The following is an 18,603-nucleotide window of genomic DNA, read 5'->3' on the forward strand; positions in this document are numbered from 1 at the left end:
CGCCGCCTGATCCACAATGGAGTGTTCCTAAGTGAAAATCGCCCTTGACCCCACGCCGTTCCACCACAGCCATGGCCTCCTGGAGTTCCCCCGGGTGGTCGCTGACCTCGGCTACGAGTACATGCAGATGACCCCGCACCCGGACTTCATCCCGTTCTTCAACCACCCCAAGGCTGATGACGAGCTCGTGGCCCAGCTGGCCAAGTCCTGCAAGGATGCGGGAATCGAGATCGCCTCTGTGCTGCCGGTGCTGCGTTGGTCAGGCCCTGATGAGGATGCCCGTGAGGCAGCGGTCCGGTACTGGAAGCGCGCCATCCAGATCACGGTGGACCTGGGCGTCGGCACCATGAACACCGAGTTCAGTGGCCGTCCCGAGAAGGCCGAGGAATCCGAGCGGGCCTTCTACCGCTCCATGGAGGAACTGCTGCCGATCATCGAACGGGAGGGGATCGACCTGCTGATCGATCCCCACCCGGACGACTTCGTGGAGGAGGGTTTGGCCGCCATCCGGGTGATCCGCGGCCTGAACTCCAAGAACGTGGGCCTGGTTTACGTGGCCTCGCACAGCTTCCACATGAAGAACCCGCCGCTGGACATCATGCGGGCGGCGGGGGACAAGCTGCGCCTGGTCCATGTCGCGGACACCATGGACCACCATGCCTCGCACGGGCTGCGCTACATCACCAACCCGCCCGGCAACCCGGTCCGCGTGCACCAGCACCTGAAAATTGGCGACGGCGACGTCAACTGGGCCGAGTTCTTCGGCGGCCTGAAGGAAATCGGCTTCCTGGACCGCGAGGACACGGTCATGGTCTCCAGCGTCTTCGCCGAGGAGGACGACGCCGCCGAGGTCTCCCGCTACCAGCTGGAAACGATGCAGCAGCACATCGAAAAGGTGAGCGTATGACGACGTCCGACAAAACGGCGCCCGCCAAAACGGCGACGAACTCAGCTCCTGCCGGGGCCGAGGCCGATTCCGCGGTCGGAGAAGCCGCAGCCCGGACAACCGGGGGAGCATCGAATCCCAGGGGCTTCATGCGGCGCGTGGCGCTGTTCTCCACGTTTGGCGGCCTCCTTTTCGGCTATGACACCGGCGTTATCAATGGCGCCCTGCCGTTCATGCAGCGGGACCTCGGCCTCACCCCGCTGACCGAGGGGCTCGTGACCTCCACACTGCTCTTCGGGGCGGCGTTCGGTGCCATCTCTGCGGGCCGGCTGTCCGACCGCTTCGGCCGGCGCCGGACCATCATGGGGCTCGCGTTGATCTTTGCGGTCGCCACCATCGCCTGCTCCATCTCGCCCAGCACCGAACTGCTGATCGCCTCCCGCACCCTGCTGGGCCTTGCCGTCGGCGGAGCGTCGGTGATCGTTCCGGTCTACCTCGCGGAAATGTCCCCGGCGGCCCAGCGCGGACGAATCGTGACGCAGAACGAGCTCATGATTGTGACCGGACAGTTCCTGGCCTTCACGTTCAACGCCGTGCTGGGCAACGCCTTCCCGGAGGCCTCCCACGTGTGGCGGTGGATGCTCGTCATTGCCACGCTGCCGGCTGTGGTTCTGTGGTTCGGAATGCTTCTGCTGCCTGAAAGCCCCCGCTGGTTGGCTTCGGCCGGCCGCTTCGGTGAAGTACTTGAGGTACTGCGCCGGTCGCGCGCCTCGGATGATATTTCCACCGAGTTCGATGAAGTCCGGCAGGCTGCGAGGGAAGATTACCAATCCAACCTTGGCACCTTCCGTGACATCACGGTTCCGTGGATCCGGCGCATCTTCGTCGTCGGGCTGGGCATGGCCGTGATCAACCAGATCAGCGGCGTCAACGCCATCATGTACTACGGCACCTCCATCCTCTCCAGCTCGGGCTTCGGTGACCAGGGCGCACTCATCGCCAACGTCGTCAACGGCGTCACTTCGGTGGTCGCCGTCGTCGTCGGGATGTCACTCATGTCGCGGTTGCCCCGGAAGTCCATGCTGATCGTTGGCCTGACCGGCACGGCATCATCCCTGCTGGCCATCGGCATCATCTCCATGCTCATCCCGGAGGGCACCCTCCGCGGCTATCTGGTGCTGCTGTTCATGGTGACGTTCCTCGCTTCCATGCAGTCCTGCATTGGCACCGTGACGTGGCTGACGATGGCCGAAATCTTCCCGCTGCATGTCCGCGGCATTGCCATGGGCATCTGTGTCTTCGTGCTGTGGATGATCAACTTCCTGATCGGGTTCTTCTTCCCGCAGATGGTTTCCTGGATTGGCGTCTCGGCGACGTTCTTCATCTTCGTCGTGCTCCAGTTGGCCGCGATCGTCTGGGTGAAGCGCGTGGTTCCGGAGACCCGGGGCAAGAGCCTTGAGGACCTGGAGCACTTCTTCAAGCAGCCTGCCGCCAAGGAACCCGTCACCGCATAGCGTTACCAGCAGGTAGCCCCGCTCCGCGATTCTTCGCGGAGCGGGGCTTTGTGCGGTTCGGGCTAGACTCCTGCGTGCAGCCTGGGGAGCGCATCAACCAGCGGTGCCAGTTCCGGCACCTCGTGCGCCTCCGCCAGGGCGCGCTCCAGCGTGGCATCGTGGACAGGGCGGGTGTGCTCCAGCAGCTTGAGGCCGGCGGGGGTGAGTTCGGTGTAGATCCCGCGGCGGTCATCCGCGCACAGGATCCGGGTCAGCAGGCCGCGGTCCTCCAGCCGGTTCACCAGCCGCGTGGTGGCGCTGGCGCTCAACGCGGTGGCGCGGGCCAGCTGCTGCATCCGCATGTGCCAGCCGTCCTGGCGGCTCAGCGCATCCAGCACGGTGTACTCCACGACTGACAGCTGCGCCTCGGCCTGGAGCGAGCGCTCCAGCTCCGCCTCGATCAGCCCGTGCAGGGCCGCCAGCGTCCGCCAGCCCTGCGCCCGGACCTCGACGGCGTCGTCCTTGATGCCCATCTGATGCTCCCTTCCAATCAGCCCGCTCCTCCCCGAAAAGCGGGCAGCCCACAAAGTAGTTGCTTGCGCGGGATAATCGCTTGTGCAACAATAAATAACGCGTCTGCAACTAATAGCTTACGCTTCCGCTATCTCCCCGTACAGTTTCGAAGGAGCTTCCCATGCCTCTCGGCCTCATTGCGCTCGCCCTCGGCGGGTTCGGGATCGGACTCACCGAGTTCGTCATCATGGGCCTCTTGCCCGAGGTGGCCGCCGACTTCCAGGTCAGCGACGCCACGGCCGGGTGGCTGATCTCCGGCTACGCCCTCGCCGTCGTCGTGGGGGCATTCCTGCTCACCGCGGCGGTGACGCGGTTCGAGCGCAAGCCCGTGCTCGCCGTGCTCATGGTGCTGTTCATCGCCGGCAACCTCGTCTCCGCCCTCGCACCCGACTACTGGACCATGATGGCCGGCCGCATCATTGCCGCGCTGGCGCACGGCGCGTTCTTCGGCATCGGGGCCGTGGTGGCGGCCGGCATGGTGGCCCCGGACAAAAAGGCCGGCGCGATCGCCATCATGTTCACGGGACTGACGGCGGCCAATGTGCTGGGGGTCCCGTTCGGCACCATGCTGGGCCAGGCCGCGGGCTGGCGTTCGACGTTCTGGGCGATCACCGCCATCGGCGTCCTGGCCCTCGGGGGGATCCTGACGCTTGTGCCCAGGACGGGCTCCGGCCACGCAGCACCCGGCGGGCTCCGCACTGAACTGCGCGCCTTCCGCTCCGGCCAGGTCTGGCTCTCCATCCTCGTCACCATCCTCGGCTACGGCGGCATGTTCGGCGCCTTCACCTACATCGCCTTCACGCTCACCGAAGTCACCGGCTTCGCCGCCTCCACCGTGCCGTGGCTGCTGATCCTCTTCGGGGTGGGACTCTTCATCGGCAACACCCTCGGCGGCAAGGCCGCGGACAAAAACGTGGACCGCACCCTGCTCGTGGTTCTCGCTGCCCTCGTCGTAGTGCTTGTGGCCTTCGCGCTGACCGCCGGCAACCAGCCCATGACCATCGCCTCCATGGTGCTGCTGGGCGGCTTCGGCTTCGCCACCGTCCCCGGGCTGCAGATGCGCGTGATGAAGTACGCCAACAGCGCCCCCACCCTGGCCTCCGGCGCCAACATCGGCGCCTTCAATGTCGGAAATGCCCTCGGCGCCTGGATGGGCGGCGTGACCATCACCGCCGGACTCGGTTACACCTCGCCGATCTGGGCCGGCGCCGGCATCACCCTGCTGGGCCTTGGCGTGATGGCGTTCGCAGCCGCTCACGCCAAGCGGAACGACGCCGGACGCACCGAAGGTCCCCGACCCACCGACGCCGGCACGGCTGACAGCCAGCAGGACAGCACCGAACTGCAGCCGGCCTGACTGATGCGGTCGGCCCGCCTCGGGACTAGGACCCCTGGCTGCCGAACGGCAGCCGGGGGTCCACGTCTTTTCCGGCCCAGGTCTGGCGGATCCAGCCGTGGTGCGGGTCATCGCTGATGAGCCAGTCGCGGACCGGGCCGGGGCCGGCCATGACGTTGAGGTAGTACATGTCATAACCGGGGGCGGCCATCGCGGGGCCGTGCCAGCCGTAGGGCACCAGCACGACGTCGCCGGTCCGCACCTCGGCCGAGACATCGATGGGCCGCTCATCGGAGGCATAGACACGCTGGTAGCCGATCGCGTCGTCCGCGCCCTGGCGTTCCGGCGCTCCGGGGGCTACCCGGGTCTCGAAGTAGTAGATCTCCTCGAGGCTGGTCTCGCCGTCCTTTTCCTCGTCGTGCTTGTGCGGGGGATAGGAGGACCAGTTCCCGGCCGGGGTGAGGACCTCGCAGACGATGAAGCGGTCTGCTTCGAGGGCCGCCGGCGTGCCGAAATTGTGGACCTGGCGGGAGCAATTGCCGGCCCCGCGCAGCTCCACCGGCGTCTCCGCGGCGGTGATCAGGCGCGTGGGGTGCGAGGCCTTCGCCGGGGCGGTGGCAACCGCTACCCGGCCGCCGTCGGCCGAAGCGATGGTCACGGCCGTGCCGGTTCCCGTGTACAGCACATCGCTGGGGCCGCTGAAGACGCTGTCCCGGCCCGCCAGACGGTACTCCTGGCCGTCCACGGTCGCCGTGAAGGATCCGCTGAGCGGAACCACGATGCGTTCCTCGGCGCCACGGTCAAGCTCGACGGCGCCGCCCGCGGCCAGCGTGGCCACCTTCAGTCCGGTGTGCGCCCAGCCGTCCACGGCAAGCGTGGAGTCGGAGGTTCCCAATGAAATGTCCCAACTGCCTTCGGCGGCGGAACCCAGCGGATAGACCCAGTTGGCCATAGATTTTCTCTTTCGGTATGTGTGCCCGGGCGCCGGAGCTTAGCGTTGGACCAGCGTCATTTCGAAGCTGTAGGAATCTGCCCGGTAGACATGGTGGCCTGTTTCCACCATGCGGCCCGTGTCATCGACGGCCGTGCGCTCCATGGTCACCAGGGCGGAACCGGGAGCAGCCTCCAGCAGCGGCGCCTGGTAATTGTTGGCGATCATGGCGCCGATCCTCTGGGATGCCAGCCGGAAGTTCACCCCTCCATTGCGGAGGATCGCGTAGAGGCCTTGGGAGCCGAGGACAACTTCATCGATGGTGGTGATGTCGTCGCGGACCCAGTTCTCCATCAGTGCGAGCGGTTTGCCGCCGACCTTCCGGAGCCGGGTGAAGTGGTAAACCTTGGCGCCGGCCGGAAGCTGGAGTGCCTCCCGGGTGGCGGCGTCGGCCTCAATGTGGGAAAAGCTCAGCACCTCGGTGGTGGGCTTGCTGCCGTTATTGGTGAGGTCGTCGTACAGGCTGGAGAGTTCCAGCGGGCGCCGCACCTGGCTGGAAACCACCTGGGTTCCGACCCCGCGCTTGCGCACAAGGAGTCCGGAACGGACGAGTTCGTCCATGGCCTTGCGCATGGTGGGACGTGAAAGGTTCAGCTGGGCGGCGAGATCGATTTCGTTTTCCAGCCGGCTGCCGGGTTCCAGCAGCCCCGTGTGGATGGCCGCCTCGATGCCCTGCACCACCTGGTGGTAGAGGGGAACGGGTGACGAGCGGTCGATGCTGAGATTGAGTTGCGTCGCCATTGAGTGCTCCCTTGTGCCGCGCGGTGTCCGATAGTGCCGGATCCTCCGCGTATGTCAGGCTATGTTCGCTTGATAGGACATACTGCCTTTTCTTTGATACTAGCAGGACGATTTGGGGGATCCAAGGGGCGGGAGGTTCCTTGCCGGCGGCCTCAGGGACTGCATACCGCAAGCTCAATCAATGAACATTAGGTCTAAACATCCTAATGTCAGGACAAACTGTTGACAATTGTGAGCCGAGTCACCATGATCTCTATAGGGGGCTAACGGAATGCAGCGAAGAGGCTGCCCTCCGGCCCCGAAATCAAAGGAGATTTATCGTGACGAAGTTCTCTTGGCGGAAGGCAGCCCTGGTGGCGGCGGTTGTCCCCATGCTCGGCCTTAGTGCCTGCTCCACCACAGGCGGGAAGCCGGCAGACTCGGGGAATGCCGCCGGCGGTGGCCAGGCAGTCAGCACCCCGCGGCTCAAAGTCGCACTCATCACCCACGCAGCACCGGGCGACACGTTCTGGGACATTGTCCGGAAGGGTGCGCAGGAAGCCGCTGCGAAGGACAATGTTGAGCTGCTTTACACCTCGGATCCCGAAGGCGGCCGGCAGGCGCAGCTCATCCAGCAGGCCGTGGACCAGAAAGTCGACGGCATTGCCGTCACGCTGGCGAAGCCTGATGCGCTCAAGGATGCACTCAAGAAGGCAACTGACGCAGGCATTCCCATAGTCAGCCTCAACGCCGGTGAGTCCGTATCCGCACAGCTGGGCGCGTTCACCCACTTCGGATCCAACGAAAAGCTTGCCGGTGCCGCCGTTGGCGAGAAGCTCGCCTCGCTGGGCCTCAAGCATCCCATCTGCGTTATCCAGGAACAGGGCCACGTGGGCTTGGAAGCGCGGTGCGCCGGCGTCAAGGATAAAGTGCCTGCCACCGAAATCCTGTACGTCACCGGCACTGATATGACCCAGGTTTCCTCCACTGTGACAGCCAAACTGCAGGCAACAGCCGACGCTGATGCCATCATCGGTCTGGGCGCCCCCTACACACTGACCATCCTCAAGGCCGTCGCGTCGGCCAACAGCAAGGTCAAGGTGGCCTCCTTCGATATGAACGCCGAACTGGCGCAGAAAATCGTGGACGGCGACGTCATCTTCACCGTGGACCAGCAGCCGTGGCTCCAGGGCTACAGCGCCATTGATTCCATCTGGCAGACCAAGCGCGGCGGGTTCAAAATCGGCGGCGGGCAGCCCGTGCTGACCGGACCCACCATCGTTGACAAGGCAGCGGCAACAGATGCCCTCAAGTTCGCCCAGCAGGGCGTCCGCTAAGCAGTTTTTTCAGCCTGGCCCGGGCATGTCCCGGGCCAGGCGCTAAGGAGAATGACCATGACCCAAACACTCACCAAGCCCCTGGCCGGCGATGAACGCGTGGGAACGCGCAACCCGCTCCAGAAACTGCTGGGCCGCCCCGAAGTCGGCGCGCTCGTTGGCGCGATCGTGCTGTTCGTCTTTTTCGCCATTGTTTCGCAGACCTTCATCCAGCCGAACGCCTTCGCCACCGTGCTCTACGGCAGTTCCACCATCGGCATCATGGCGGTGGGTGTTTCACTGCTGATGATCGGCGGCGAGTTCGACCTCTCCACCGGTGTGGCAGTGATCAGTTCGGCCCTGACAGCCTCCCTGTTCAGCTGGTACTTCACCACCAACGTCTGGGTCGGGGTGCTGCTGGCGCTGGCGGTCTCGCTGACGATCGGCTTCATCAACGGCTGGATCCTGATCAAGACCAAACTGCCCAGCTTCATCGTGACGCTGGCAAGTTTCCTGATGCTGACGGGCCTGAACCTTGGCCTGACCCGCCTCATCGGCGGCTCGGTCTCCTCGCCGTCGATTTCCACCATGGACGGCTTCAAATCGGCGCAGGCCGTTTTCGCCTCCTCGGTCAACATCGGCGGCGTCGAGGTCAAGAACACCGTGTTCACCTGGATCATCCTGGTGGCCGTGGCCTCGTGGGTCCTGCTCCGGACCAAGGTGGGGAACTGGATCTTCGCGGCGGGCGGCGACGCCAACGCGGCCCGGGCCGTGGGCGTTCCGGTGACCAAGACCAAGATCGGGCTGTTCATGGCCGTCGGCTTCTGTGGCTGGATCCTGGGCATGCACAACCTGTTCGCGTTCGACGCCGTGCAGTCCGGCGAAGGTGTCGGCAATGAATTCCTCTACATCATCGCCGCCGTCATCGGCGGCTGCCTGCTCACCGGCGGCTATGGTTCGGCGGTGGGCGGGGCGATCGGCGCCTTCATCTTCGGCATGGCCAACAAGGGCATTGTGTACGCCCAGTGGAACCCGGACTGGTTCAAGTTCTTCCTGGGCCTGATGCTGCTGCTGGCCACCATAGTCAACCTGATCGTCAAGCGCCGCGCGGAACTCAAGTAAGGGGCTGTACCCATGAACGCCAAACAGATAGACCAGCAAACGCTGCTCAAGGATGAAAAAGACCCGCTGACCCACACACCCGTTCACCTGCTCTCCCTGGACAACGTCGGCAAGCACTACGGCAACATCGTGGCCCTCACCGACGTCACCATGGCCGTGGACAACGGCCGCGTGACCTGCGTCCTGGGCGACAACGGCGCCGGCAAGTCCACGCTGATCAAGATCATCGCCGGCCTGCACCAGCACGACGCGGGCGTCTTCAAGATCCTGGGCGAGGAGCGGAAACTCAACAGCCCCCGCGAGGCGCTGGATTCCGGCATTGCCACGGTCTATCAGGACCTCGCCGTGGTCCCCCTCATGCCGATCTGGCGCAATTTCTTCCTTGGCTCGGAAATCACTGTTGGCTGGGGCCCGTTCAAGCGCATGGATGTCCAGACGATGAAGGACATCACCAAAAAGGAACTGGCCGACATGGGCATCGACCTCCGCGACGTGGAACAGCCCATAGGCCAGCTGTCCGGCGGCGAGCGCCAGTGTGTGGCCATCGCCCGTGCAGTGCACTTCGGCGCGAAGGTCCTGATCCTGGACGAACCCACCGCAGCGCTCGGCGTGAAGCAGTCCGGCGTGGTGCTGCGTTACATCCTGCAGGCCCGCGACCGCGGGCTCGGCGTCGTCTTCATCACGCACAACCCGCACCACGCCTTCCCCGTCGGCGACCGGTTCCTGCTGCTCAAGCGCGGCAAATCGATCGGCTACTACGAGAAGAAGGGCATCACCATCGAAGAACTGACGGCGCAGATGGCCGGCGGCGCCGAACTGGCAGAACTGGCCCACGAACTCGAAGAGCTCGGCGGCCACGGGGACGTGGTCAAGGAAGTCCAGGCGGAAGTGGCCGGCACAAGCGGCCACCTCCCCGCCTAGTCCATGTCCCGGAAACCCCCGGCTGATGGCCAACGCCACCGGCCGGGATTTTCCATTGCGCCGGCGATTCACCGAATCCCTCCAGGCACACACCTACCAGGTGATTGCCGCCGTCGCGTCTCGCTCGCTGAAGCGTTCGCGGGCCTTTGCCGACACCGCCGCAACCCTGATGTCAGGCCGGCTCTTCAACATGCCCGGCGATTCAGCGTCCGCTTTGCGGACGGCAGGGAGATTCGCTACGACGAGCCGGCAGGGGCCGCGGTGGTGCCGCCGATTTCCAGGAACGGAGGCACCAGCAAGTGTTCGGCCGCGCCACCGCCCAGCCGGGCGGCAGCCGCGCGAACGGCAGCCGCCGCCAGCTCCGGGCCGTTTTGGCCGATCGACGTCAGGTTGATGTGCTCAAGCCGTGCCAGCCGGGAGTTGTCGTAACCCACCACGGAGATGTCCCTCGGGACGCTTAGCCCGGCCTTGCCAAGCACATCCAGCACGCCCAGCGCGCAGCGGTCGTTGAAGACGACGACGGCGCTGGGGCGTGCGGCGCAGCCGGGCCGTCCGGCCGCGTCGAGCAGCTCGCGGGCGGCCCTAGAGCCGTCGGCCTCGGTGTTGCCGCCCGTGAAGACCGAGGCACCCGCAGCGAGCCCGGTATCCGCCATGTGGCTGAAGTAGGATTGGCGGCGTGCGGCGGACCCGACGGCGGTCCCGCCGTCGATATGGGCTATCCGGGAGTGCCCCAGCCCGCGAAGGTGGTCCATCGCGAGCCTGATTCCCGCGTCCTCGTCGCTGGAGACACTGCCGGCGGCGTCGCCGCGAACCGGGCGGAGCATGGAAATCACCGGAAGTGGCAGCTGCGCAAGCCCTGCCGCCGGCGTCGAGGGGGCGATCAGGACCAGGGCCTCCGCGCCAAGGTCCAGCAGGGATTCAACGGCCCGCTGCTCGCTGCGCCGCGGACCCGCCGCGCTCAGGGTCACGCCGTAGCCGGCCGCCTCGCCGGCCTCGTAGAGTAATTCAACGAGCTCGGCATGGTAGGGCTCGGTCACGTTGAAAACCACGCCAAGCAGGCGGGAGCGGGTGCTGCGCAGCAGCCTGGCCCGCGTATCCGGACGGTAACCGAGTTCCCGGGCGGTATTGAGGACCCTCTCTCGCGTGGCCAGGCTGGCGCCGACCGCCCCACGGATCACGATCGAAACCAGCGCCTTTGAGACCCCAGCGGCCGCCGCGACGTCCGCCATGGTGGGGCGGGGGCTCGCTGTCATGGGGTCTCCTGAGTCGTGCGGAAGGTACGGACCCCAGTCTACTAGATCGATCTAGATTTTCCGCCGATGCTGTGCGAAACTCATTAGCAGCACATCTTCTAGATCGATCTAGAAGATTTCAGCACGAGGAAAGGACGGGCCCATGGCCTACATTGAAAACCAGGCAGGGACACCCGCACGAGGCATCCGGCTGGGACTCATCGGCGCCGGCTGGATGGGGGCATTCCATGGGGAAAGCATTGTCCGGCGCATTCCCGGAGCCGTCCTTGAGGCCATCGCCGACCCAGCGCTGGACGCGGCCGCGGAGCTGGCCGGCCGGCTGGGCGTCGCGAAGGTCACGGCCGATGCGGCGGATCTGCTGGCCGACCCGGAGATCGACGGGGTCATCATCGCCAGCCCGGCCCGGTTCCACTCCGCACTGATCACCCAGGCGGCCCGCGCCGGAAAGCATGTCTTCTGCGAAAAGCCAGCCGGACTGACGCTTGCCGAACTCGGCGCGGCCCTGACTGAGGTGGATAAGGCCGGGGTGCACTTCCAGATCGGCTTCAACCGCCGTTACGCCCCTGATTTTGCTGCCGCGAAGCGTGACCTTGCCGCCGGCGTGGCCGGGAAGCCACAGCTCCTGCGCTCGCTGACCAGGGACCCTGGCACCGGCAGCATCGGCCACGCTGCCCGGATCCCTGCGTGGACCATCTTCCTCGAAACGCTGATCCATGACTTCGACACCCTGAACTGGTTCAACGAGGGCGCCGAGCCGGTGGAAGTCTACGCCGTGGCCGACGCCCTGGTGGAGCCCGACTTCAAGGAACACGGATTACTGGACACCGCCGTTGTGACCATCCGCTACAGCAACGGTGCGCTGGCAGTCGCGGAGGCGAACTTCAGTGCGCTCTACGGCTACGACGTCCGAGGCGAGGTGTTCGGGTCCAAGGGCATGGTCCAGGCGGGGCAGAGCACCGCTACCTCGGCCCGCCGCTACACCGCGGACGGTGTTTCCGCCGACACACCGCGGCTGAATGTCGAACTTTTCCGCCAGGCCTACACTGATGAACTGGCCGACTTTGCTGACAATGTCCGGGCACGGCGCGACGGCGAGACGGCGCCGCAGGCCGGGTTCACGCTGACCCCGGGTGCCGCCGACGCCCGCCGGGCTTTGGCGATGGCGCTGGCCTGCATCGAGTCGGTCAAACTCGGTGCGCCTGTGGCTCTGCCCGGAGCTCGTCTGACGGCAGCTGCGAAGGCCGGCAACTGATGCGGCTCGCGGTCTGCGCCGAAATGGTGTTCACGGAGCTGCCGTTCATCGAACGGGTCCGGCGCATCCACGGCGCCGGATTTGACGTCGAACTCTGGGACTCGCGCACCAAGGACATCCCGTCGCTTAAGGCCACCGGTGCGGTGTTCTCCTCGATGACGGGGTACAGCGCCGGCAGCGTGGTGGACCCGGCGACGGCCGATGACGTGGTCCGGACAGCCGCGGAGCTCATCCCCACGGCTGTGGAACTGGGCATCAGCCGGATGGTGGTGCATTCGGCGGAACTGGTCGATGGCGCAGCCGCCCGCCCTGTCTTCCGCTCAACGGGCAGGATGTGGACCACCGGTGTGCGCACCCTGCAACGACTGGGGGACCTTGGTGAGAAGCATGGGGTGACATTCTGCCTCGAGAATCTCAACACCATTCTTGATCATCCCGGGATTCCGCTGGCGCGGGCCAAGGACACCCTTGCCCTCGTGGAGGCAGCCGGGCACCCGAACGTCAAGCTGATGCTCGACCTTTACCATGCCCAGCTGGGCGAAGGAAACCTGATCGGGCTGGTCCAGGCGGCCCTGCCACACATCGGTGAAATCCAGGTGGCAGATGTGCCGGGCCGCTGCGAACCCGGCACGGGGGAGATCAACTACAGAGCCATCGCCGGCGCACTTGCCGATGCGGGCTATGACGGGACCGTGGGCATGGAAGCGTGGGCAAGCAACGACAGCGACGACGCCCTGGCCGCCTTCCGTGATGCGTTCACTCTTCAGCGCTGAAGCTGCCGATCACCTGCCCGGGGCGGCTGCCGGATCACCTGCCCGGGGCGGCTGTGCTGCCCCGGGCCTGCAGCGTAGGCGGCAGTAGTTCGTCGTGAGGAAGGGCAGAGTCCGGTTCCAGTCTTGCCATCAGCAGTTCCGCCGCACGCTGGCCGGCTGCGAAGCTGGCCGTGTCCACCGAAGTGAGACTGATCCTGCGAAGCCTGGCCAGCGGGGTGTTGTCGTAACCGGCAACGGAGAGATCCGCAGGCACCGAGAGCCCGCGTTCCTCCGCCGCCGACATGACTCCCAGGGCAGCCATGTCGTTGACGGCGAAGACGGCGGTTGGCCTGTCCGCCCCGCTCAACAATTCAAGCCCGGCGCTGTGGCCGGCTTCTTCGGTGAGATCGCCGGGGATCGTCCGGATGAATTCCGCCAGGCCGGCAGCCGCCATTCCCGCTGCATAGCCGCGCTGCCGGGCGGCCCCGACAGCGGTGTCGGGCGCTCCCACATGCGCGATGTTCCGGTGGCCCAGCAACGCCAGATGCGCCACCACGAGGCGGGCTCCGGCGTCGTCGTCGTTGGTCACGACGGTCACGTTTGCGCCGGGACCCGACGGCGCGCCCAGCACCACGGTTGGTACCTGTGCGGCCGCAACGGCAAGACCCGGGCTGTCCGGCATGGTCCCCACCAGGACTAGTCCTTCGATGTTCATTTCGAGCAGTTTCTTGAGCAGTGACTCGCCGCTGCGGCTGTCCAGCCGGAAGTCTCCCATAACCATCTGCAGGCCGTGTTCGTTGAGCCGGCCGTTGAGTCCCTCCACCGCGCTGACAAACCAGGGATTCCGCATGTCATTAAGGACTACTCCTACGGTCCGGCTCCGGGATTCGCTGAGCGCCCGGGCGGCGGCGTTCGGTCGGTAGCGGAGCTCAACCACGGCCCGTGCCACCGCTGTCCTCTTGGCTTCGCTGACATACCCGGTGCCGCGCAGCACCAGGGAGACGACCGACTTTGATACTCCGGCTGCGGAGGCCACGTCGAGTATGGTGGCGGCGCGCTTTCGCACGGGATCTGACACGGCATCCTCCAGCTGTTGGTGCAGTTTGTTAATACAAAGTCTTGACTCGGAACGGTGCCCTCCCATACTCTAGCAAGCACATGCTGGAACGTTCCAACATTGCCAGCTTTCCCGTTCATTGCCCGGAGCCCGGGCCCGGTATTTTTGCAAAGGAACACTTTGAAGGATGTAACTCTCGGTCTGGTCGGGGTGGGGCGTATTGGCGTCATGCACGCCAACAACATCTCGGCTCTGAACGATGTGCTGAACCCGCAGGGGATCAATGTCCGGCTCAAGCTGACTGACGTTGCCGCCGATCATGCCCGGAGCGTGGCGGCCACGATCGGCGCCGAGTTCCTGGCATCCGTGGAGGAGCTGATTGCGTCCGGCGTGGACGGGCTGGTCATAGCCACCGGCACGGGCACGCATCCGGATCTGATCAGGACGGGCGTGGACGCCGGCATTCCGGTCTTCTGCGAAAAGCCTGTGGCCATGAATGTTGCGGACTCCACGCCGGTGCTGGACTATATCCGGGACCACGGCGGAACCGTGCAGATCGGCCACCAGAGGCGTTTCGACGCGGGCTACCTCGAGGCCAAGCGCGCGTTCACCGCGGGGGAGCTGGGCTGGATCCACTCGCTGCGGGCCGTTACCTGTGACATGACCCCGCCGCCGGTGGAGTTCCTGGCAGGCTCCGGCGGCCTGTTCCGGGACTGCTCCGTCCACGACTTTGACATCCTGCGCTGGCTGACCGGCCGCGAAATCGTGGAGGTCTACGCCAAGGGCTCCAACAACGGCGATCCCGCCATCGGGGAAGTGGGGGACGTGGACACGGCGCTGGCCCTGGTGACGTTCGACGACGGCACGCTGGGCACCGTCAGCGCCTCGCGCTACAACGGGGCCGGCCACGACGTCCGCCTGGAGATCCAGGGTTCGGCCGGCTCGCTCCTCGTGGGGCTCGATGAGAAGTCCGCCCTTGCATCGGCCGAAGCCGGCGTTATGTTCCCGTCCGGGGAGTCCCACAAGACCTTCGCGGAGCGCTTCGACCAGGCCTACCGCTCCGAGCTGGCGGCCTTCGTGGAGCTGATCCTGGGCGAGCGGGACAACCCGTGCACACCGGAGGACGCGGTGGCAGCCTCCCGGATTGCCGACGCCGCCCAGGAATCACTGGAAACCGGGCTGCCGGTCAGGGTGACGCTGGCGGCCCGGAACCAGGGGAGCCGCAGCTAGCCCTGCTTCCGGACCCGGCACACTTCGACAAAGGCCCGGAAGGGCGCCAGCCGCTCCTCGGCGGCCAGTTCCAGCGCCTCGGGGTGCCATTGGACGGACGCCATCCAGCGTTCCGGATCCTCCAGCGCCTCGATGGTGCCGTCCTCCGCCACAGCCGTGACCAACAGGCCGTCGGCCACCCGGTCCACGGCCTGATGGTGGCCGGACGCGATCTTCACGGTGACGCCGTCGCTGTTCCCGTAGAGGGCCGCCACCTTGGTGCCGGGCTGCACCCGGACTTCATGCCAGGCCCACGGGCCCGCGCCGTGGACCGGGGACGGATCGTTGTGCACCACCGATCCAGCCGCCATGTCCTGGACCAGGGTTCCGCCATGCAGCACATTCAGCAGCTGGTGTCCCCGGCAGATGCCGAGCACCGGAAGGCCGGCATCGATCGAGTGCCGCGCGACGGCCACGTCCAGGGCATCCTGGGCGGGGTTCACGTCGTAGCACACCGCGCCTTGTTCCTCGCCGTAAAGGCGCGGGTCCAGGTCACCGCCGCCCGGAAGGACGACGCCGTCGAGCGCCTTGAGCTCCGCGTCCGCCGGTTCTCCGGCAGCCGGCGCCGCGCCGAGCAGCACCGGTTCGCCGCCGCCGTCGCGCACCAGTTCCACGATGTAGTCGAAGAGGTCATTGGCCTCGGCCACCCTGGGGTCGGGGTCGGAGGAACTGCTGAGGCGGACCGGAATGCCGATGCGCGGCCGGCTGCCGAGGGAATGGCGGGAAGTCTGCATGACTTATTCTGCAACAAGATCCGAGGGCCAGGACTGCCGGATGGACAACAGCTATCCCGTGTCCCGCGGCCGCTGTGTCCCGTCCGGCTACAGATCCTTCCGGCACGGGGCCCGGCCCAGCGCCTGCAGGCCGTTCAGGTCGCCGGCAGCCAGGCCGTCCGGGGCGCCGATCTCCGGGTACATGAGCTGGCTCGGATCATCGACATGATCGAGCCCCATCACATGGCCCAGTTCGTGCAGGATCACTGCCGTGGCGTACGCGGCCCCGTCCGCCCGGGTGAGCTCCTCGGTGATCTGCGGGGAATCGAGTTCCAGGCTGCCGGTGACGAAGCTCTTGGGGCCGTCACCGTAGCTGAAGTGGGTGCTGCCGCCGGTGCCGATCACGCGGCCTTTGAGCTGGGGGGCCTGTTCCGGCGTCGTCCACGCGATCAGCAAGGGTGCCCACCGGTCCCCGTAGGCATCCTTCTGGTACGGGGCCCGCGCCTGCGACGGCGTCTCGGCGGTGGCGTTGTCCTTGATGAACGTGATGCCGGTGGCCAGCGACACCGTGTTGATCGCGTCTTCCACGAGCCGTCCGGCGCCCGCGGGCGCCAGTCCGGCATTGACTACATAGTGCAGCGGCCGGCAGGGGGAGTAGCCCACCGGCGAGCCGTCCTCGTTCGTCGCGAGGAACTTGTAGGAGTTGCTGACGGCGGCGGGTTTCCGCGGCGTCCCCAGCGGCTCGTCCTGTTCTTCGAGCCCGGGCGGGGGAGCATCCGTGCGGGATCCCGCCGCGGTGCCGCCAGGCTGCTCGCCCGAGGCCCCACCTGAGCCCTGCCCGGCAGATGCCTGGCCCGACGCCTGGCCTGACGCCGTTGGCCGGCCGTCGGGCCCGGTCCCGCGGTGGACCTCAAAGAGCCCCGCGAAACGGGGGTCCCCGTAGACGACGCCGGCCGCGAGGAAGGCGGCGCCGGCGATCAGGGCCGCCGCCACCAGGTTGCGGACGATGCGCAGGGCGGTGCGTGAGCGGCTGTGCCGTGGCCTCCGGTCCCGGAAGCCAGGACCTTCCACTATGCGACCACCGCGCCAAACGCCAGGCCCAGCAGGTACGTCGCGCCGGCTGCGCCCATGCCGATGGCGAGCTGGCGGAAGCCGCGGGTGGCGGGGGATGTGCCGGAGAGGAGCCCGACGACGCCGCCGGTGAACAGCAGCGCCAGGCCCACCAGGACGGCGGAGACCGCGAGCGCCGCGACCCCGGTCATGCCGAGCAGGAACGGGATGATCGGCACGATCGCGCCGGAGGCGAAGAAGCAGAAGCTCGACGCCGCCGCGCTCCAGGCGTTGCCGACGGCCTCGTGCTGGTCGGGCGCCTCGGGGCGTTCCGGCCACAGCGACAGGCTCGGATCGCAGTCGCAGTCCAGCAGGCCCATCCGCTCGGCGACGCGGTGTTCGGCCGCCTCCCGGGACATTCCCCGGGCCAGGTACACCAGCAGGAGTTCGTTGTGCTGGATGTCCAGCGCGGGCGCCGCGGCAAGGGTGATCTGGGTAGGAAGGGTCGCGGCCAGGAGTTCCCGCTGCGACCGCACCGAAATGAACTCGCCGGCCCCCATCGACAGCGCCCCGGCCAGCAGGCCGGCCACGCCGCTGAGGAGGACCACGTGGCTTCCCACCCCGGAGGCGGCCATGCCCATGACGAGGGAGAGGTTGCTGACCAGCCCGTCGTTCGCACCGAAGACGGCGGCCCGGAAGGTGCCGGCCAGCCGGTTGCGGCCCCGCGTGGCGAGCCCCCGGACGACTTCTTCGTGGATCTGCTCGTCGGCGGCCATCGCGGGGGTGGCGGAGGGGTCGCGGGAGTAGGGCGAGCGGCTCTCGGCGCGCTGGGCCAGGGCCAGGACGAACACGGAACCGAAGTGGCGCGCCAGGAAACCCACAAACCGGCTGCGGAGGGACGCATGGCGCGGCCGGCCGGCGTCCTCGCCGAGCAGCTGGAGCCAGTGCGCCTCGTGGCGGCCCTCGGCCTCGGCCAGCGCGAGCAGGATATCACGCTCTTCGCCGTGCCGGTTCTGGGCCAGGTCACGGTAGACGGCGGCTTCGGCCCGTTCGTCGGCGAGGTACTGGCGCCAGCGCTTGATGTCCGCGGCGCTGGCTGCCGGGGCATCGTGACGGGGGGCGGTTTCGCGGTTCCCGGGGGTGCCGGCGCGGTTCTGGTCGGCGCGGTTCTGGTCAGATTCGGCGTGCTGAAACACGAAAGCTCCTGGGCTTGAAAGGGCATGGTGCGGCCCCGTTGCGTTTCAAGACTACCCGGAAAACCGGCCGATTTCCGGCTGGTGATCCTTAGCCGAAAGTTTAGGCGGACCTGAAAGATCCTGCCGCTGCGGGGCATCCGGCCGGTGGCCCGCGGGAACCCTTGACCCTCAAGGTCCGCGGTGTTCGAATGAAATCCACGGCGGGTTCTCCGGCAGGCCCGCCGCCGGGCATCGGGGTCCCGGCCCTGGTGAGCGGACAGCCCGGAACACTGCCGCCAGCGCGAGCGCACGGAGGTTGCACCATGGACAACACCGGATCACAGCCAGCAACGCATCCGGCCCTGCCGGTGCGGGATACCGTCGAGGCCGATCCCGCCTACGATTTCGCCGAGGACACCCCCGTGGATGACGGGGAGTGGGACGAGGCGGGCGAGCCGGAGGAGCCGGTCGACGAAGACGAGCGCGTCGTGCCGCTCGACGCGGACGAGTTCCGCGAACCGGAGGACGAGGAGTAGCTGGGGCATTGAACGGTTAACGCCGACGGCGGCGCCTCCCCCGGGAAGGGGAGGCGCCGCCGTCGGGCGTTCCGGCAGTCCGTGCCCGGCCCGTCCTAGGAGAGCGCTGAACAAGGGGCAATCCGGAGATGGGATACGGCTTCCGGGCCGCTCTTCGGAGCTTTGGGCGGCCCGCTGACGGCCTGGGA

Annotated in this window: 18 protein-coding genes; 10 read left to right on the forward strand and 8 right to left on the reverse strand. The window is 66.8% G+C overall.

What is annotated here, in order from left to right; translation table 11 throughout:
- The first annotated feature begins 31 nt into the window (after positions 1–31).
- Positions 32–907, forward strand: coding sequence for a sugar phosphate isomerase/epimerase family protein (locus tag J9611_RS16865; RefSeq protein ID WP_211881798.1), 876 nt, complete (start codon positions 32–34; stop codon positions 905–907).
- Positions 904–2,400: a sugar porter family MFS transporter gene (locus J9611_RS16870; protein ID WP_211881800.1), complete on the forward strand. Its 1,497-nt coding sequence runs from the start codon at positions 904–906 to the stop codon at positions 2,398–2,400. Before J9611_RS16865 ends, J9611_RS16870 begins: the two co-directional genes overlap by 4 nt.
- Before the next feature lie 62 nt (positions 2,401–2,462).
- On the opposite strand, the gene J9611_RS16875 is transcribed toward J9611_RS16870, so the two are convergent.
- Complete coding sequence (locus tag J9611_RS16875; protein ID WP_211881802.1) at positions 2,463–2,912, reverse strand: MarR family winged helix-turn-helix transcriptional regulator; 450 nt, start codon at positions 2,910–2,912, stop codon at positions 2,463–2,465.
- A gap of 161 nt (positions 2,913–3,073) precedes the next feature.
- Between J9611_RS16875 and J9611_RS16880 the strand changes: the two genes are divergently transcribed.
- Positions 3,074–4,309: an MFS transporter gene (locus J9611_RS16880; protein ID WP_211881804.1), complete on the forward strand. Its 1,236-nt coding sequence runs from the start codon at positions 3,074–3,076 to the stop codon at positions 4,307–4,309.
- 25 nt (positions 4,310–4,334) lie between these two features.
- On the opposite strand, the gene iolB is transcribed toward J9611_RS16880, so the two are convergent.
- Both iolB and J9611_RS16890 read right to left on the reverse strand, forming a co-directional pair.
- Positions 4,335–5,240: a 5-deoxy-glucuronate isomerase gene (gene iolB, locus J9611_RS16885; RefSeq protein WP_211881806.1), complete on the reverse strand. Its 906-nt coding sequence runs from the start codon at positions 5,238–5,240 to the stop codon at positions 4,335–4,337.
- A 39-nt stretch (positions 5,241–5,279) separates the two neighbouring features.
- On the reverse strand, positions 5,280–6,020 hold the full coding sequence (locus tag J9611_RS16890) for a GntR family transcriptional regulator (RefSeq protein ID WP_211881808.1): 741 nt from the start codon (positions 6,018–6,020) through the stop codon (positions 5,280–5,282).
- 320 nt (positions 6,021–6,340) lie between these two features.
- Here J9611_RS16890 and J9611_RS16895 point away from each other — a divergent pair, with 320 nt between their 5' ends.
- The 3 genes from J9611_RS16895 to J9611_RS16905 are packed head-to-tail and all read left to right on the forward strand — an operon-like array spanning position 6,341 to position 9,358.
- On the forward strand, positions 6,341–7,336 hold the full coding sequence (locus tag J9611_RS16895; protein ID WP_211881811.1) for a substrate-binding domain-containing protein: 996 nt from the start codon (positions 6,341–6,343) through the stop codon (positions 7,334–7,336).
- Positions 7,337–7,387: 51 nt separating this feature from the next.
- A complete protein-coding gene (locus J9611_RS16900; RefSeq protein WP_211881813.1) occupies positions 7,388–8,437 on the forward strand; it encodes an ABC transporter permease in 1,050 nt (349 codons plus the stop codon).
- A 12-nt stretch (positions 8,438–8,449) separates the two neighbouring features.
- The gene (locus tag J9611_RS16905) at positions 8,450–9,358 is read left to right on the forward strand and encodes an ATP-binding cassette domain-containing protein (RefSeq protein WP_211881815.1); all 909 of its coding nucleotides are present in this window, start codon (positions 8,450–8,452) and stop codon (positions 9,356–9,358) included.
- 236 nt (positions 9,359–9,594) lie between these two features.
- Here the strand turns inward: J9611_RS16905 and J9611_RS16910 are convergent, their stop codons facing one another.
- Positions 9,595–10,611 carry a LacI family DNA-binding transcriptional regulator gene (locus J9611_RS16910; RefSeq protein ID WP_211881817.1) on the reverse strand — a complete coding sequence of 339 codons (1,017 nt, stop codon included), beginning with the start codon at positions 10,609–10,611 and terminating at the stop codon, positions 9,595–9,597.
- Between the two features lie 142 nt (positions 10,612–10,753).
- On the opposite strand from J9611_RS16910, the gene J9611_RS16915 reads away from it, so the two are divergent.
- The gene (locus J9611_RS16915; RefSeq protein ID WP_211881819.1) at positions 10,754–11,863 is read left to right on the forward strand and encodes a Gfo/Idh/MocA family oxidoreductase; all 1,110 of its coding nucleotides are present in this window, start codon (positions 10,754–10,756) and stop codon (positions 11,861–11,863) included.
- Complete coding sequence (locus J9611_RS16920) at positions 11,863–12,636, forward strand: TIM barrel protein (RefSeq protein WP_211881821.1); 774 nt, start codon at positions 11,863–11,865, stop codon at positions 12,634–12,636. The genes J9611_RS16915 and J9611_RS16920 overlap by 1 nt, the downstream gene beginning before the upstream one ends.
- A gap of 34 nt (positions 12,637–12,670) precedes the next feature.
- Here the strand turns inward: J9611_RS16920 and J9611_RS16925 are convergent, their stop codons facing one another.
- A complete protein-coding gene (locus J9611_RS16925; protein WP_211881824.1) occupies positions 12,671–13,693 on the reverse strand; it encodes a LacI family DNA-binding transcriptional regulator in 1,023 nt (340 codons plus the stop codon).
- Between the two features lie 159 nt (positions 13,694–13,852).
- Between J9611_RS16925 and J9611_RS16930 the strand changes: the two genes are divergently transcribed.
- Positions 13,853–14,902, forward strand: a complete 1,050-nt coding sequence (locus J9611_RS16930) for a Gfo/Idh/MocA family protein (RefSeq protein ID WP_211881825.1) — start codon at positions 13,853–13,855, stop codon at positions 14,900–14,902.
- Here the strand turns inward: J9611_RS16930 and J9611_RS16935 are convergent.
- The 3 genes from J9611_RS16935 to J9611_RS16945 all read right to left on the reverse strand — a co-directional run bounded on the left by J9611_RS16935 (position 14,899) and on the right by J9611_RS16945 (position 17,900).
- Positions 14,899–15,675: a gamma-glutamyl-gamma-aminobutyrate hydrolase family protein gene (locus J9611_RS16935; RefSeq protein WP_211881826.1), complete on the reverse strand. Its 777-nt coding sequence runs from the start codon at positions 15,673–15,675 to the stop codon at positions 14,899–14,901. The genes J9611_RS16930 and J9611_RS16935 overlap by 4 nt on opposite strands.
- An 87-nt stretch (positions 15,676–15,762) precedes the next feature.
- Positions 15,763–16,725, reverse strand: coding sequence for a matrixin family metalloprotease (locus tag J9611_RS16940; protein ID WP_211881827.1), 963 nt, complete (start codon positions 16,723–16,725; stop codon positions 15,763–15,765).
- Positions 16,725–17,900, reverse strand: coding sequence for a VIT1/CCC1 transporter family protein (locus J9611_RS16945; RefSeq protein WP_211881828.1), 1,176 nt, complete (start codon positions 17,898–17,900; stop codon positions 16,725–16,727). The genes J9611_RS16940 and J9611_RS16945 overlap by 1 nt, the downstream gene beginning before the upstream one ends.
- Before the next feature lie 302 nt (positions 17,901–18,202).
- Between J9611_RS16945 and J9611_RS16950 the strand changes: the two genes are divergently transcribed.
- Positions 18,203–18,415, forward strand: a complete 213-nt coding sequence (locus J9611_RS16950; protein ID WP_211881829.1) for a hypothetical protein — start codon at positions 18,203–18,205, stop codon at positions 18,413–18,415.
- The last annotated feature ends 188 nt before the right edge of the window (positions 18,416–18,603 follow it).

The organism is Pseudarthrobacter albicanus, from assembly GCF_018224015.1.
Lineage (GTDB): Bacteria > Actinomycetota > Actinomycetes > Actinomycetales > Micrococcaceae > Arthrobacter > Arthrobacter albicanus.

Bases quoted from the DNA above. Each gene is read 5' to 3' on its own strand.
- J9611_RS16890 (WP_211881808.1), bottom strand. From the start codon at position 6,020: ATGGCGACGCAACTCAATCTCAGCATCGACCGCTCGTCACCCGTTCCC.
- J9611_RS16910 (WP_211881817.1), bottom strand. From the start codon at position 10,611: ATGACAGCGAGCCCCCGCCCCACCATGGCGGACGTCGCGGCGGCCGCT.
- J9611_RS16915 (WP_211881819.1), top strand. From the start codon at position 10,754: ATGGCCTACATTGAAAACCAGGCAGGGACACCCGCACGAGGCATCCGG.
- J9611_RS16935 (WP_211881826.1), bottom strand. From the start codon at position 15,675: ATGCAGACTTCCCGCCATTCCCTCGGCAGCCGGCCGCGCATCGGCATT.
- J9611_RS16880 (WP_211881804.1), top strand. From the start codon at position 3,074: ATGCCTCTCGGCCTCATTGCGCTCGCCCTCGGCGGGTTCGGGATCGGA.
- J9611_RS16920 (WP_211881821.1), top strand. From the start codon at position 11,863: ATGCGGCTCGCGGTCTGCGCCGAAATGGTGTTCACGGAGCTGCCGTTC.
- J9611_RS16905 (WP_211881815.1), top strand. From the start codon at position 8,450: ATGAACGCCAAACAGATAGACCAGCAAACGCTGCTCAAGGATGAAAAA.
- iolB (WP_211881806.1), bottom strand. From the start codon at position 5,240: ATGGCCAACTGGGTCTATCCGCTGGGTTCCGCCGCCGAAGGCAGTTGG.
- J9611_RS16950 (WP_211881829.1), top strand. From the start codon at position 18,203: ATGGACAACACCGGATCACAGCCAGCAACGCATCCGGCCCTGCCGGTG.
- J9611_RS16900 (WP_211881813.1), top strand. From the start codon at position 7,388: ATGACCATGACCCAAACACTCACCAAGCCCCTGGCCGGCGATGAACGC.
- J9611_RS16870 (WP_211881800.1), top strand. From the start codon at position 904: ATGACGACGTCCGACAAAACGGCGCCCGCCAAAACGGCGACGAACTCA.
- J9611_RS16875 (WP_211881802.1), bottom strand. From the start codon at position 2,912: ATGGGCATCAAGGACGACGCCGTCGAGGTCCGGGCGCAGGGCTGGCGG.